This window comes from Phaeobacter cretensis (assembly GCF_047372505.1).
GTDB lineage: Bacteria > Pseudomonadota > Alphaproteobacteria > Rhodobacterales > Rhodobacteraceae > Phaeobacter > Phaeobacter cretensis.
Genome location: NZ_JBKBEU010000001.1, coordinates 1,968,897 through 1,983,883 on the forward strand (window position 1 = coordinate 1,968,897; position 14,987 = coordinate 1,983,883).

Here is a 14,987-nt window from a genome sequence, read left to right on the forward strand (position 1 = left end):
AATTGTATAACCTCGTCTACATTTCCATGATCTCGGCCACCTCGACCGAGCCATCACCGCTGGCCACCATCGGGCAACCATTGGCCATTTTACAGGCTGCATCTATATCCACGGCCTCAACTACAGAATAGCCGGACAGCGGGTTGGCACCGCCGTTATCTTCGACCCCTGCATGCCGCACTGTTTTAGACATCCCAACGGGATTGCCAGGAATGACCAGCGCGTCGCCCATGCCTCCCATCCATGTTCTCCAGGCATCCATAACCTTGGCGCCCTCCTCCGGCGTGTCGGGTGTTTTGCCTCCATGATACGCAAAAATGAACTGTGGCATTTGATACTCCTCTCCCTATTGGGGCTTCGTTAATACACTGTCTGTTGATTGCAGTTGCCGCGGTTACTGGATCTTTGCGAGCAGCTTGTGCAGAGTTGACTCCCACCCGGCCCGGTGACTGTCGGCCTGTTCAGAATCGTCCAGATCACGATGATCAATAATCAAACGCGCACCCGTTACGCTGGCTTCTACGGTTAAGGTGACGTGGCTTTCGTGGCCCCGCGCACCAGCGAGGTCATGCCATCCCCAGGTGAAGCCTATGGAATGCGGCGGGCGCACATGTGTGACAACGCCAGACACATGGTACCGGTCTCCGTCTGTGCTGATCATGACCGTGGACCAAGGTCCCTCTTCCCGAAAATTCAACGTATACTCGGGCACCGTCATCCCTTCAGGGCCCCACCACTGTAACAGCTTATTCGTATCGCTAATCCAGGCAAAAAGGCGCTCTGGCTGAACGGGGAATTCACGCTCCAGTCGCAAATCCGTCATTCCATTTCCTCCCTTAGCGCGACTTTCAGCCGATCAAGGCTGCTTTCCCAAAATGACTGACGTGACTGGGTCCAATCAGCGATCAGTTTCAGCCCCTCGGGCCGCGCGGAATAAAGTCTGCGTGTTCCATCTGCACGTTGTGCGACCAGCCCAGCCTCACGCAAAACTTTAAGATGGCGTGAAACAGCGGGCGCCGTAACGCCAGATCCACGCACCAGATCCCCGGCTGGCAGTTCACCGTGTTCCATCAGCTGTTCAACGATGGTCATGCGGATTTCGTCAGAGAGCGCAGAAAATGATTTGAGCAATGGTGTCATGCCTACATATTAACACATCCGTTAATTAATGGAAGGGTTAATTATAAGCTGGCCAATAAGGGTAGTCCGGACCGCCGCTTCAGATCTTAGCGACCTGAAATCAAAACATGTCCCATAAGAGCCGCAAGGCAAGAACTACTGAGGTCAATACCAACAACGGTTTGATCATTCGCGCGCCCTGCTTCTGCGCTAATCCAGCACCAACTCTGGCACCGGCGATCTGCGCAAGCCCCATAGCGAGCCCGACGCCCCACCAGGGTGTTGCAACAAAGGCAAAAGCCAAAAGCGCGCCTGCATTCGAGGCAAAATTCAAAAGCTTGGTATGCGCTGTCGCCCGCAGAATTCCATACCCGGCCAGCGAAACAAATCCAAGCATGTAAAAGCTGCCTGCGCCCGGTCCCAGCAGACCATCATACAGCCCACACAAAGGCACTATCGTTGCTGCGAACACTACAGGAGACAGCCGCCTTATGCGATCACTGTCATCCAATCCCTTCTTTGTGGCAAAAAAGACCGCTATCCCGATCAGCAGTAACGGCAGGATCCACTGGATCCACGTGGTAGGCAAAACCGATATCAGCAGCGCTCCACAGATCGATGCGGCACCGGCGATCATCGCCGAACCTGCCTGTGCCCGCAAATCGACATGGCCGCCTCGCGCATAGCTCAACGCGGCCGTTGCAGCGCCGAACAATCCTTGGATCTTATTAGTAGCAAGCGCTGTAATAGGGTTGGCCCCTGCGAGCAGCAAAACCGGCACCGTAACCAAACCGCCACCACCCGCGACCGCGTCAATGAAACCAGCTGTAAACCCTGCCGCCATCAACAGCAGCAGGACTTCAAACCCCACTTCGAACATTATTTTCAGCCTTTGAAATCAGTCAGGGCATAGCCCTGGATATAAAGCAACGCAGTCAGATCACCGTTGTTGATGCGAATGTCACACTCCGCGGCCACTGATGGTTTGGCATGCAGCGCAACACCTGCCCCGGCGCGCCCAAGCATCCCCAGATCGTTGGCACCATCGCCCACCGCCATCACATCCGCTTCCTCCAGACCGAGACGGGTAGTGATTTGCTCCAGTGCGTCCACTTTGGCCTCGCGTCCCAAAATGGGCATACCAACCTCTCCGGTCAAAACACCATCTGCCACCCGCAACGTGTTGGCTCGATTCTCGTCAAACCCCAATTGCTCAGCGATCCGCTTGGTGAAAGCCGTAAACCCGCCCGAAACCAATGCTGCATAAGCGCCATTTACCTTCATTGTGGCCATCAGAGCCGCGCCTCCCGGCATCAAAGTGATACGGCTATCCAGCACCTGCTCAATCACGGCAACCGGCAGTCCTTTGAGCAGGGCGACGCGTTCACGCAGCGCCCCGTCAAAATCCAATTCCCCATTCATGGCGCGCGCAGTGATTTCCTTGACCCGCGGGCCAACGCCCGCTTCCTCAGCCAGTTCGTCGATGCACTCCTGCTGGATCATAGTTGAGTCCATATCGGCCAACAGCATCTTTTTGCGGCGACGGTCGGCCCGTTGAAGCACGAGATCCACGCCAAGATCCTGCAAATCAGCCCAAACCTCCCATTGATTGTCCGGCTGATGCTCCAACGAAAACTCTGCAGCAACATCCGGTGCCAACCACAACGCATCTCCACCGCCCCACGCATTGCGCAGCGATTCGACAAGAGCTGGCGAAAGGCAGGAATTTTGCGGGTTACACAGCAGTGTGGCAATGAACATGAAGGGCTCCATTCGGCAGGGTTGTGCCTGTCATACGCCTGCAAGCCGTGCATAGCCAAGCCCTCGAATCCAAGCCGCCACTCCAACTGTGCCAGAAGCGTCTCACATCCCGATTAGGCGCCTCGGTGCGATGCATCTGTTTCCGAAAGGCGTCAAAGAAGGTCGCGGATGATCTCAAAATGGCCGCTATCTGTCGCTTTTCCTGTTGCCCGGCGGCATTTCAGCCAGTAGCCCTGTCTGTGGGACACCTCTCCCCAACGAGAGGCGCTTATCTGGAAGGATAGCAGTAATGGCTATTGAACAACCGGCAACGCGGCCGGCTAATCCGCGTTTTTCCTCTGGCCCTTGTGCCAAACCTCCTTCATTTGATCTCGCCAAGCTCGCAGGCGCGCCCTTGGGTCGCAGCCACCGAGCAGCTGTTGGCAAGGACAAGCTCCTTGCAGCGATCGAAGGCACACGTGAGATTCTCGGTGTTCCTGCCGACTATAAGATCGGCATCGTTCCCGCCTCAGACACCGGGGCGGTAGAGATGGCGATGTGGAATCTGCTGGGTGACCGTAGCGTCGAAATGCTCGCGTGGGAAAGCTTTGGCGCAGGCTGGGTGACCGATGTTGTCAAACAACTGAAGCTCGATGCTGTAGTCAAAACTGCCGACTACGGCGAGTTGGTCGATCTGGCGAGCATCGATTTCAACAACGACGTTGTCTTTACGTGGAACGGCACCACTTCTGGGGTACGGGTACCAAATGGCGACTGGATCGCGCCGGATCGCGATGGGCTGACCATCTGCGACGCGACATCTGCAGCTTTTGCACAGGATCTGCCTTGGGACAAACTGGATGTAACCACCTTCTCCTGGCAGAAGGTTCTGGGCGGCGAAGCAGCTCATGGCATGATCATCCTGTCTCCGCGCGCGGTTGAACGCCTGGAGAGCTACACCCCTGCTTGGCCATTACCTAAGATTTTTCGCCTGACCAAAGGCGGCAAACTGATCGACGGTATCTTCAAGGGAGCGACAATCAACACGCCTTCTATGCTGGCGGTTGAGGACTATCTCTTGGCGCTGGATTGGGCCCGATCAGTCGGTGGCCTTGATGGTTTGCAAGCACGTGCCAATGCCAATGCGCAGGCAATATTTAACTTCTGCGCGGCCAAGCCATGGATCGCAAATCTGGCCACCGTCCCAGCCACGCGATCCAATACCTCGGTCTGCTTGAAGTTCACCGATGATCGCATTCATGATGGCAGCGCCTTTGCCAAGGCTATTGCCAAACGTCTGGAAGCAGAAGAGATCGCGCTGGATATCGGTGCCTACCGCGACGCACCGGCCGGTCTGCGCATCTGGTGTGGCGGCACGGTTGAAACCTCTGACATCGAGGCCATGCTTCCATGGCTCGAATATGCATTTGAGACTGAAATCGCAGCGCTATTGGTTGCTGCCTGACCTTGAAGCGCCTGTCCAGCAACCGCCGCCGGGCAGGCGACACAAAAGCAGACGCCTAAACAGGCGTATTATACAGACATTCGGCCTGACCCGGCCCCCGCATGAAGGAGCCCACCCATGGCGCCCAAAGTTCTCATCTCCGATAAACTCTCCGAAGCCGCCGTTCAGATCTTTAGGGATCGAGGTATCGACGTTGATTTCCAGCCTGAGCTTGGCAAAGACAAGGATAAGCTGGCAGCGATCATCGGCGATTACGATGGCTTGGCTATCCGCTCTGCCACCAAAGTGACGCAGAAGATCCTCGACAACGCGACCAACCTCAAGGTGATCGCTCGCGCCGGGATCGGCACCGACAATATCGACAAAGACGCGGCCTCGCAGAAAGGCGTGATCGTGATGAACACGCCTTTTGGCAATATGATCACGACCGCCGAACATGCCATCGCTATGATGTTCGCCGTTGCCCGTCAAATCCCAGAAGCGTCGACCTCCACCCATGCCGGGAAATGGGAAAAATCCAACTTCATGGGTGTTGAGCTGACGAACAAGACGCTTGGTGTGATCGGTGCCGGCAACATCGGTGGTATCGTTTGCGACCGCGCACGTGGGCTGAAGATGAAGGTAGCAGCGTATGATCCGTTCCTCAGCCAGGAAAAGGCCGACAAAATCGGCGTCGAAAAGGTCGAGCTGGACGAGCTGCTGGCCCGCGCTGATTTCATCACCCTGCATGTACCGCTGACCGATCAAACTAAAAACATCCTGTCCAAGGAAAACCTGGCTAAAACCAAGAAAGGCGTGCGTATCATTAACTGCGCACGCGGCGGTCTGGTGGACGAAGCTGCCCTAGCAGAACTGCTCACATCCGGACATGTGGCCGGTGCCGCCTTTGATGTTTTCTCGGAAGAGCCAGCAAAAACAAACCCGCTATTCGGCCTTCCGAATGTCGTATGCACCCCGCATTTGGGCGCGGCGACCAGCGAGGCACAGGAAAACGTCGCCTTGCAAGTGGCTGAACAAATGTCGAACTACCTGTTGGATGGCGCAGTTGAAAACGCATTGAACATGCCGTCTATGACTGCCGAAGAAGCCCGGGTCATGGGGCCTTGGGTCGCGCTTTCTGGTCATCTTGGTGGATTTATCGGGCAGATGACCGATGAGCCCATTCAAGCGATCAACATTCTCTACGATGGTGTGGCATCCGAAATGAACCTGGCAGCTCTGAACTGCTCGGTCGTGGCCGGTATCATGAAAAAGCTGAACCCCGACGTGAACATGGTGTCTGCACCAGTGGTTGCACGTGAGCGCGGCATCCAGATATCCACCACAAATCAGGATAAATCCGGCACTTTTGACGGCTATATCAAGGTCACAGTTGTCACCAGCAAACGCGAACGTTCCGTCGCCGGGACTGTGTTCTCTGATGGCAAACCGCGCTTCATCCAGATCAAGGGCATCAATATAGATGCCGAGGTCGGCGCACATATGCTCTATACGACCAACGAAGACGTGCCGGGCATAATCGGTACTCTGGGCCGCATCCTGGGTGACATGGGCGTCAACATCGCCAACTTTACGCTGGGCCGTTCAGAGGCCGGTGGCGAAGCAATTGCCCTTTTGTATGTCGACGAACAGGTCCCTGCAGCAGCCCGCGCAGCCCTGGCGGAAACTGAGTTTTTCAACCAGATCAAACCGCTGCAATTTGATGTCAGCTAGCGTGTAGCCTACCAGTAGTTTCAACAAATGCGCCGCCCGGTTATAACGGCGGCGCATTTATGTTTTTGGCAATATTATTTCACTGCAGGAGCCTTCCACATGACCGCCCCCATCTATGCCATCGGTGATATTCATGGCCAACTTGAGATGCTGGAACAGGCGCTGGACCATATCGAAGCAGACGGTGGGCCCGATTCGCAGGTGGTTTTCTTGGGGGACTACATCGATCGTGGCCCCAACAGCCGGGGGGTCATAGACCGCCTGATCACAGGTCGTACAGAGGGCCGAAACTGGATTACGGTTTTGGGTAATCACGACCGGATGTTTTCTTGGTTTCTTGAAGATGCGCCGCGCCACGATCCGCATATGCTTATCGGCTACCATTGGTTGCACGATCGTCTCGGCGGCATCGAAACCCTTGAAAGTTACGGTGTAACAATACCCGAACCTGCACGGCTCGAAGACGTGCATGCCGAGGCCCTGGGCGCGGTACCACGAACACATGTCGATTTTCTGCAATCCCTGCAAGCGATGCATCAGACTGATGATCTTGTCTTTGTCCATGCGGGTATACGGCCGGGCATCTCGCTCGAACAACAGAATGAAAACGATCTGGTCTGGATCCGTCAGCCGTTCCACCAGCATACAGGCCCGCATCCAAAACTCATCGTGCACGGCCACACGCCAGTCGATACTGCAATACATTATGGCAATCGTGTGAACCTCGATACTGGTGCTGGCTACGGCAAGCCACTTACTACGGCCGTGTTCGAAGGCACATCAGCCTGGTTACTTGACAGTTCCGGACGCCACGCGCTCACACCCGAATATTCTGCTTAGAACGACAATTTCCTGAGATCCATGCGGCGTTCCCACACAGGGATAGCGCTCTTCAAGCGCTACCCGCGATGGGTCATGACCAATTCAGCACGACTTTGCCACTGCGACCAGACTTCATTGCGGAGAACCCTTTGGCAAAGTCATCAATATCGAACCGATGGGTAATCACCCGGCTGACATCCAGGCCATTCTGCAGCATCGCGATCATCTTGTACCAAGTCTCAAACATCTCGCGCCCATAAACGCCCTTTAGGGTAATGGCCTTGAATACGATACGGCTCCAGTCCACCGGCGATTTCCCCGGCGGGATACCCAGCAAAGCGATCTTGCCCCCCATCACGAGGGCCTCAACCATTTGATCAAGCGCAGCTTGATTACCTGACATCTCCAGCCCGACGTCAAAGCCCTGCTTCATGCCCAGCTCATGAACGACATCGTGCAAATCTTCTGCCGTCACATCGACCGTGCGCACCGAGGGAACCACATGACGTGCCAGGGCCAACCGATCCGGATTTATATCTGTGATAACTACATGTCGCGCACCAGCATGGCGTGCCACCGCTGCGGCCATGATGCCAATCGGCCCAGCCCCGGTGATCAGCACATCTTCCCCCAAAAGATCAAAACTCAATGCGGTGTGGACGGCATTCCCCAATGGATCAAGGATAGCACCGATCTCATCTGGGATACCGTCTGGCAAAGGAACCACATTAAAGGCGGGCAATTTGAGATACTGCGCAAAGGCACCCTGCTCATTCACGCCAATGCCGCGGGTTCCAGGATCAAGGTGAAACTTACCGGCCCTTGATTGCCGCGAATCGGTCTGAATCAAATGGCCTTCGCCGGAGCAACGCTGGCCTTTGGTCAGATCGCTTACGTTACGGCCGACCTCAACAATCTCGCCGACAAATTCATGACCTGTGATCATCGGTACCGGCACCGTATGGGCTGCCCAGTCATCCCAGTTCCAGATATGGATGTCGGTCCCGCAGATCCCCGTTGTTTTGATCCTAATCAGAACCTCATCAGGGCCAATCTCCGGCACCGGCACGTCAACCATCCACAGTCCTTCTTTGGGATGGGTTTTCTCAAGCGCCTTCATCATATTGCTCATGAAAGAATACCGAGTTGTTTGCCACCCTTGCCGAATGCCTCTAGCGCACGGGTCAACTCAGCCCGCGTCAGCGCTGCGTTCATCTGCGTGCGGATACGCGCCTGTCCGCGCGGCACCACCGGGAAGAAAAAGCCCGATACATAGACGCCTTCGTCGAACAACTGCGATGCCATATCCTGCGCCAGCTGTGCTTCGCCCAGCATAACAGGCACAATCGGATGTTCGCCAGGCAATAGATCGAAACCAAGGCTCTCAAGTCCTTCACGCCAATATCGCGTGTTCTCAAACAGCTGCGCTCGCAACTGCCCCCCGTCTTCGACCAATCGAATGGCCTCTAGCCCGGCGGCAACTATGGATGGCGGCAGCGAATTCGAAAACAAATAGGGCCGCGCCCGCTGCCGCAGCAGGTCGATCACTGGCTGCGGCCCAGCGATATAACCGCCGATTGCCCCACCCAATGCTTTGCCCAATGTCCCGGTGACGATATCAACGTCGACACCAAAATGTTCCGGCGTGCCCGCACCTGTCACACCCATGAAACCGGTGGCATGGCAATCATCCACCATCACAACGGCCTCGTATTTGTCTGCCAATGCGCGGATTTCGGGCAGTTTCGCTAAATAGCCATCCATCGAAAAAACGCCATCGGTCGCAACCATGATATGGCGCGCACCGTCTTCACGCGCCTGTTTTAACCAGGCTTCAAGATCATTCATGTCGCTGTTCAAGTAGCGATAGCGCTTGGCCTTACACAGCCGGATACCATCGATGATGGAGGCGTGATTCAGACTGTCAGATATGATTGCATCATCCGGCCCCAACAAGGGCTCGAACAAGCCTCCGTTGGCATCAAAACAGGCCGCAAAAAGGATTGCATCATCCTTGCCCAGAAACTTTGCAAGCCGTTGCTCCAGCTCGCGATGAATATCCTGTGTACCGCAGATAAAGCGAACCGAGGCCATCCCGAACCCCTTATCATCCATCACGCTGCGTGCAGCAGCGATCAAGTCGGGATGGTCGGCAAGCCCAAGATAGTTGTTGGCACAGAGATTGATGACTTCACGGCCAGTTTCAGACCCGTCACCAACAGTGATTTCGCCCCCCTGAGGGGAGGTGATCATTCGTTCCCGCTTAAACAGACCGTCTTTTTCGATCTGGGCCAGTGTCTTGGTGATGTCGCTCAAAAAGGCAGTGGTCATGGTAGGACTCCTCATATGCTCGAGTCACGATCTACCATAACGGATTATTTTCCGAAATAGGGGATTTCATGATAACGGATTAAAATCCGTGAAAATAGAATTTACGCCTGAAGTTCGCTTGGTCAAAATATCTCGGACTAAATGATCAGTGGTCCTTACGCATTCTTCACAATCAGAAAGACTCGCGCAGCGCCATCCTCTGCTGCAATCGCATGAGGCACATCTGCGGAGTAGCGCGCGGTATCACCAGAATGCAGGCGATCTGTCGCACTCCCAGAGGTGAGCCGTACAACCCCCTCCAATACTGTCACATGCTCGACGGTCCCGCGGCCATGAGGCTGGCTTTTCAATGCCGCGCCCGACTTCAACCGGATGTCATAGACCTCATGTCCACCTGCATCCTCAGGCGGAGATAGGATGCGGATCAGACATCCCTCGCCCATGTTTTCAATGGATGGAACGTCGCCATCCCTCAGCACCTCGATCCGGTCCTGCGCCTCATTGCTGTCCAGAAGCCCGGCAAAATCGACCTGTAGTGCGCGTGTCAGGTTCCACAGGGTTGCAATCGTCGGCGAGCTCTCTCCGCGTTCGATCTGACTGACCATGGAACGGCTTACACCTGAGAGATTGGCCACCGCTTCAAGGCTGAGCCCCTGCGCACGGCGCGCCTCTTTCAGGCGGGCAGGCAGCAAGGTCAGGATGTCATCTACATTTTCCGTCATGACGGATTTTCTGCGCGTTCACATCCAAATTGTCAAACGCTCAGACGGCGACAGAGTTCGGTCGCGCGACGCATCGGTGACGACACGTCCCGGCAGACAGCGTGATGCCGCAAGTGCATACTTCCGCCAACGTCATGAAGGAGAGAGACAATGACCGACATCGTGATTCTGGATGGCGCCCGTACAGCCATTGGTACCTTTGGTGGTGCGCTGGCAGGTACAGCACCTATCGATCTAGCAACAATCGTGTCTAAGGCCGCGATGGAACGTTCTGGCGTCGAACCCGAACAAATCGGCAATGTTGTTTTTGGCCACGTGATCAATACAGACCCTCGCGATATGTATCTCAGCCGTGTGGCAGCGATGCAGGCCGGTGTGCCCAATGGTACTCCTGCGATGAACGTGAACCGTCTATGTGGGTCTGGGGCACAGGCTATCGTATCCGGCATTCAGTCCCTGATGCTGGGGGATTCAGAATTCGCGCTTACCGGTGGTGCGGAAAACATGTCACGCAGCCCATTCATCGTGCCAAGCGCCCGGTGGGGTCAGAAAATGGGCGATGCCCGTGCACTGGACATGATGTTGGGCGCATTGAATTGCCCCTTTGGCACCGGTCACATGGGGGTAACCGCCGAAAACGTGGCTGACGAACACGCTATCACCCGTGAACAAATGGACGAGTTTGCCGTGACAAGCCAAACCCGTGCCGCCGCTGCAATTGAGGCAGGGCATTTCGCCAGTCAGATCACCGCAGTGGAGGTCCAAGTTAAGCGCGACTTGGTTCCCTTTGACGTGGATGAACATCCAAAAGCCAGCACATTGGAGTCTCTGGGCGGGCTAAAACCAGTATTCAAAAAAGACGGGCGCGTCACCGCCGGTAATGCAAGCGGCATAAATGACGGAGCAGCTGCTATTGTACTAGCGACGGCTGATGCTGCACATAAAGCTGGTCTGAAACCAAAAGCGCGCATATTGGGATATGCCCACGCCGGAGTCCGCCCTGAGGTCATGGGCATTGGCCCAGTCCCCGCAGTGCAAAACCTGCTGAAGAAAACAGGCTTTTCTGTCAGCGACTTTGATGTCATCGAATCGAACGAAGCTTTTGCAGCTCAAGCTCTGGCCGTGAATCAGGAACTAAGGCTAGAGCCAGCCAAGGTGAACCCCAACGGCGGTGCTATCGCCTTAGGCCATCCCGTCGGCGCGACAGGCACTATCATCACGCTTAAGACACTATACGAGCTGGAGCGAATCGGGGGCACCAAAGGCCTGATCACCATGTGCATCGGCGGCGGTCAGGGCATTGCACTGGCAATCGAACGTCTCTGACACTGATTTTGACAAATGGAAAAAAGGCCCCGGATTTCTCACCGGGGCCTTTCATATTCTCATGATGCGCAGGCAGTTTTAGGTCGGCGACATACCGCGCAGACGCTCTGAACGGCGACGCAGCATTTCAACCACTGTCAGGAGACCAATCGACACCACAACAAGGATCGTGGCTACAGCAAGGATCGTGGGCGAAATCTGCTCACGCAGGCCAATGAACATCTGCCATGGCAGTGTTTTCTGGCCAGCTGATCCAACAAACAGCACCACAACGACCTCATCAAAAGAGGTGATAAACGCGAACAATCCGCCGGAGATAACACCGGGCAGGATGAGCGGCATCTGCACCCGGAAGAACGTGGTGACAGGACCTGCCCCCATGTTCGCGGCTGCACGGGTCAACGAGCGATCAAAACCCACGAGAGTTGCGGTAACTGTGATAATCACAAAAGGGATACCCAACGCCGCATGTGCCAGAACCACACCAAAATACGTGCCCTGCAATCCGATACGGCTATAAAAGAAATACATCCCTGCCGCTGAGATAATCAGGGGCACAATCATCGGCGAAATCAAGATCGCCATGATCGCACGGCGGAAGGGAACATGCGGTTGGCTCAGACCAATCGCAGCCAAGGTACCAAAGCCGACCGATAAGATAGTCGCCATCGGCGCGATCTTAATGGAGTTCCACATCGCCTGCTGCCAATCCGCATTGGTAAAGAAGTCTTGGTAGTGTTTCAGCGAGTAGCCTTCGGGATCAAATCGCAGCATCTCCGGTGTGAAAGTGAAGAAATCCTGAGCATTGAACGACAGTGGCATCACCACCAAGATCGGCGTAATCAGGAATACGAAGATCGACCCGCAGATCACCCGGAACGTATAATGCCACAGCACCTGGCCCGGAGTGAGATAAGGAGCCAGATGCACGCGGTAGCGCGACGTCGAGAGCCAGAAGATAAACCAGCCAACAAAAGCGCCGAACAGGAGCCCCATTACGGCTGCGGGGAACCCGCCCATCACAAATCCAGCCACTGCGAATGCGGCGACCAGAACCCAGCGGATTACCCGCTGCTGATCACGCATTCCCGCCAGTACAAAGCCCAGTCCGCCAACAAGAGCTGCTCCAATCAGCACGCCCAAAATGCCAGACCCTTGAGCAGTGCCAACGAACAGTCCAAAGAAAGCCCCGGCAGCCGCTGCGACAAGCGCAACGAAACCGGGAGTTTGGTTTTCAACAGGTGTCAAAGCCATGTGTCTTATCCCAGTTTCACGTTGTCGATGCCGACAATCTTGTCATAGGCCCAGTAGAGTGTGAGCACGACCACCAGCAGAATACTACCAAGCGCCGCAGCAAGACCCCAATTGAGCGATTGCGAAATGTGGAAGGCAATCCGGTTAGAGATGAACACACCTTTTGTGCCACCCACCAGTTCCGGCGTGATGTAGTAACCAATCGCCAGAATGAAAACGAGGATAGACCCCGCACCGATACCCGGAACCGATTGTGGGAAATACACCCGCCAGAAAGCGGTCCAGTTGGTGGCGCCGAGCGACTTGGCTGCACGCAGGTACGAAGGGTTGATCGTTTGCATTACCGAGTACATCGGCAGGATCATGAACGGCAGCAGAATATGTGTCATCGCCACAATCGTACCGAACTGGTTGTTGATCATCACAAGTCGCGCATCATCCGCAACCAGACCGAGCCAGACCAACGTGTCGTTTATAACACCTTGTTGCTGGAGCATGACCTTCCAAGCGGACGTCCGCACGAGAAGCGACGTCCAGAACGGAAGAAGCACCAAAATCATCAGTAGGTTTGCAGATCTGGACGGCAGGTTCGCCAAGATCCAAGCGACCGGATAGCCAAGCACGATACAGCTTACTGTAATGGCCAGCGACATAATCAGAGTACGCAGGAATAGCGTGCCATAGATACGTTCATTCTCGGGTCGTAACTCGGCGCCAGCGGCGCCTTTCTGGAAATCCGCTGCGTTGAGAAAATACCCGTTGGTATACGCTCCGGCATAAGTCTGGACCGTACGCCAAACCTCGGGGTCGGCCCAATCCTCGTCAATATCGACGAATTTCTCCTTGAACGGGCCATCTTCAGCCAAATCCCAGCGCTTAACCTTGCGGCCCGCTTTGCGGAATAGCGATGAAATACCTGGATTTTCATAGTTCAAACGCGATCCGACACGCGTGTGAGTCTTTTCCTGAGCTGCCACCTGAAGATCGGCGGCAAGCGCCGCAAAGACCACCTCGTCCGGTGTCTGACCCGAGTTCGCATCCCAGTCGTTCAGCGCAACCACGGTCTTGGGCAAAGTGTCGGAGACAATCTTATTCTCAACCGAGCGGAACAGCATGTCAGCAATCGGGAGAATAAACGTTAGAAGAACAAATAACAGAAGCGGCGCGATCAACAGCAGGGCGCGTATTTTCTGCATCCGGAGAGCTCGGGCCAGGCTGCGCTTCAGCGGCGTGCCATCGGCGGCCAAGACCGGTCCGGTGTCGGTGGTATCGCTCATGAGTAGGAGCCCCCGTCGGAATTTTTTGTTGGTGGAGAAGGGGCTGTATGACAGCCCCCTCCCGATGATGTCAGGATCTGTTCAAAACAGATTACTTGGCAAGCCACGCCTGAAATTTCGCATCCAGATCATCGCGGTTGTCTGCCCACCATTCGTAGTCATAGACATGCACGTTGACGGCGTTGGCCGGATCTGTCGGCATATGCGGCGCCATGTCGATGCCTAGGATGGCGTGCTTGCCAACCAGCGGTGCCGAGGAAGCGCGTGCAGGGCCATAAGAAATGAAGGCAGCCTGATCAGCCAAACGCTGGGTGTCTGTGGCGAACTTCAGGAAGTCCATCACACGTGCCTTACGATCTTCTGGAAGGTCAGCAGGAACAATCCAACCATCGAGATCAAACGACTGCATGTCCCACAGCATATCGATCGGCTGGTTCTGCTCTGCAATTGCGGAGAACAGACGACCGTTGAAGGTCGAACCCATCACAACTTCGCCATCTGCCAGCAGCTGAGGCGTTTCCGCACCAGCGGTCCACCAGACAACCTGATCCTTGATGCTGTCCAGCTTGTTCAGTGCCCGCGTCACACCTTCGTCGGTGCTCAAGACATCATAGATTTCGTCCTTTGCAACGCCATCGCAGTAAAGAGCCCATTCGACGTTGTCGATCGGACGCTTCTGCAGAGAGCGCTTGCCTGGGTACTTAGCAGTATCGAAGATGTCGCAGATGGTGCTCGGCGGAGTGTCACCGACCTTGTCCATGCGGTAGCCAAAAGTTGTCGAATAGACGATCTGCGGCACAAAGCAATCGCTTACGATCAGCTCGCCAAAGTCTTCACTAGCGACAGTGCCATCGGGAGCCGCAGCCAGAACTGCGTCATGATCCAGCTCAGCCGCCAGGCCTTCGTCACACATGCGCATGGCATCGGATGCAACAACGTCAACCAAATCCCAGGTCACATTGCCGGCTTCCGTCATAGCGCGCATTTTAGCGGTCGCTTCTGCCGAGCTTTCGTCCCAGATCACCTTCAGCTCAGGGTGCATTTCCTGATAAGGAACGACGTAGGCCTTAAGCTGGCTTTCCTGATAGGCACCGCCCCAGGACACGATGGTCATTTCATTTGCCATATCGGCTGCCATCGCCATCGGCGCACATAGCGCTGTGGTGGCTGCCAATGCAGTCAGTTTGGTGAGTTTCATAGACACTCTACTCCTTGTTG

15 protein-coding genes are annotated in these 14,987 nt (G+C 55.4%); 4 read left to right on the top strand and 11 right to left on the bottom strand.

Features of this window, described 5'->3' with window-relative positions:
- Positions 1–16 precede the first annotated feature (16 nt).
- The 5 genes from ACEWZM_RS09410 to serB all read right to left on the bottom strand — a co-directional run bounded on the left by ACEWZM_RS09410 (position 17) and on the right by serB (position 2,880).
- Positions 17–331, bottom strand: a complete 315-nt coding sequence (locus tag ACEWZM_RS09410) for a YciI family protein (RefSeq protein ID WP_414006179.1) — start codon at positions 329–331, stop codon at positions 17–19.
- Between the two features lie 63 nt (positions 332–394).
- The gene (locus ACEWZM_RS09415; protein ID WP_414006180.1) at positions 395–823 is read right to left on the bottom strand and encodes an SRPBCC family protein; all 429 of its coding nucleotides are present in this window, start codon (positions 821–823) and stop codon (positions 395–397) included.
- Positions 820–1,140: an ArsR/SmtB family transcription factor gene (locus tag ACEWZM_RS09420; protein ID WP_414006181.1), complete on the bottom strand. Its 321-nt coding sequence runs from the start codon at positions 1,138–1,140 to the stop codon at positions 820–822. Before ACEWZM_RS09420 ends, ACEWZM_RS09415 begins: the two co-directional genes overlap by 4 nt.
- 100 nt (positions 1,141–1,240) lie before the next feature.
- A complete protein-coding gene (locus tag ACEWZM_RS09425; protein WP_414006182.1) occupies positions 1,241–1,999 on the bottom strand; it encodes a TSUP family transporter in 759 nt (252 codons plus the stop codon).
- Positions 2,000–2,004: 5 nt separating this feature from the next.
- Positions 2,005–2,880 carry a phosphoserine phosphatase SerB gene (gene serB / locus ACEWZM_RS09430; protein ID WP_414006183.1) on the bottom strand — a complete coding sequence of 292 codons (876 nt, stop codon included), beginning with the start codon at positions 2,878–2,880 and terminating at the stop codon, positions 2,005–2,007.
- A gap of 289 nt (positions 2,881–3,169) precedes the next feature.
- Between serB and ACEWZM_RS09435 the strand changes: the two genes are divergently transcribed.
- The 3 genes from ACEWZM_RS09435 (at position 3,170) to ACEWZM_RS09445 (ending at position 6,877) form a co-directional block, all read left to right on the top strand.
- Positions 3,170–4,324: a phosphoserine transaminase gene (locus ACEWZM_RS09435; RefSeq protein ID WP_414006184.1), complete on the top strand. Its 1,155-nt coding sequence runs from the start codon at positions 3,170–3,172 to the stop codon at positions 4,322–4,324.
- A 117-nt stretch (positions 4,325–4,441) separates the two neighbouring features.
- On the top strand, positions 4,442–6,037 hold the full coding sequence (serA, locus tag ACEWZM_RS09440) for a phosphoglycerate dehydrogenase (protein WP_414006185.1): 1,596 nt from the start codon (positions 4,442–4,444) through the stop codon (positions 6,035–6,037).
- A gap of 99 nt (positions 6,038–6,136) precedes the next feature.
- The gene (locus ACEWZM_RS09445; protein WP_414006186.1) at positions 6,137–6,877 is read left to right on the top strand and encodes a metallophosphoesterase family protein; all 741 of its coding nucleotides are present in this window, start codon (positions 6,137–6,139) and stop codon (positions 6,875–6,877) included.
- 73 nt (positions 6,878–6,950) lie between these two features.
- Here ACEWZM_RS09445 and tdh read toward each other — a convergent pair whose 3' ends face one another.
- From tdh to ACEWZM_RS09460, 3 genes are all read right to left on the bottom strand, one after another.
- Positions 6,951–7,979, bottom strand: a complete 1,029-nt coding sequence (gene tdh, locus ACEWZM_RS09450) for an L-threonine 3-dehydrogenase (protein WP_414007992.1) — start codon at positions 7,977–7,979, stop codon at positions 6,951–6,953.
- A gap of 8 nt (positions 7,980–7,987) precedes the next feature.
- Entirely contained in the window at positions 7,988–9,190 is a 1,203-nt protein-coding gene (locus ACEWZM_RS09455; protein WP_414006187.1) for a glycine C-acetyltransferase, read from the bottom strand.
- 155 nt (positions 9,191–9,345) lie between these two features.
- The gene (locus ACEWZM_RS09460) at positions 9,346–9,912 is read right to left on the bottom strand and encodes a helix-turn-helix domain-containing protein (protein WP_414006188.1); all 567 of its coding nucleotides are present in this window, start codon (positions 9,910–9,912) and stop codon (positions 9,346–9,348) included.
- 150 nt (positions 9,913–10,062) lie between these two features.
- Between ACEWZM_RS09460 and ACEWZM_RS09465 the strand changes: the two genes are divergently transcribed.
- Complete coding sequence (locus tag ACEWZM_RS09465) at positions 10,063–11,238, top strand: acetyl-CoA C-acyltransferase family protein (protein ID WP_414006189.1); 1,176 nt, start codon at positions 10,063–10,065, stop codon at positions 11,236–11,238.
- 78 nt (positions 11,239–11,316) lie between these two features.
- On the opposite strand, the gene ACEWZM_RS09470 is transcribed toward ACEWZM_RS09465, so the two are convergent.
- The 3 genes from ACEWZM_RS09470 to ACEWZM_RS09480 form a co-directional block, all read right to left on the bottom strand.
- A complete protein-coding gene (locus tag ACEWZM_RS09470; protein ID WP_414006190.1) occupies positions 11,317–12,492 on the bottom strand; it encodes an ABC transporter permease in 1,176 nt (391 codons plus the stop codon).
- Positions 12,493–12,497: 5 nt separating this feature from the next.
- Entirely contained in the window at positions 12,498–13,769 is a 1,272-nt protein-coding gene (locus ACEWZM_RS09475) for an ABC transporter permease (RefSeq protein ID WP_414006191.1), read from the bottom strand.
- 91 nt (positions 13,770–13,860) lie between these two features.
- Positions 13,861–14,967: an extracellular solute-binding protein gene (locus ACEWZM_RS09480; RefSeq protein ID WP_414006192.1), complete on the bottom strand. Its 1,107-nt coding sequence runs from the start codon at positions 14,965–14,967 to the stop codon at positions 13,861–13,863.
- Between the last annotated feature and the right edge of the window lie 20 nt (positions 14,968–14,987).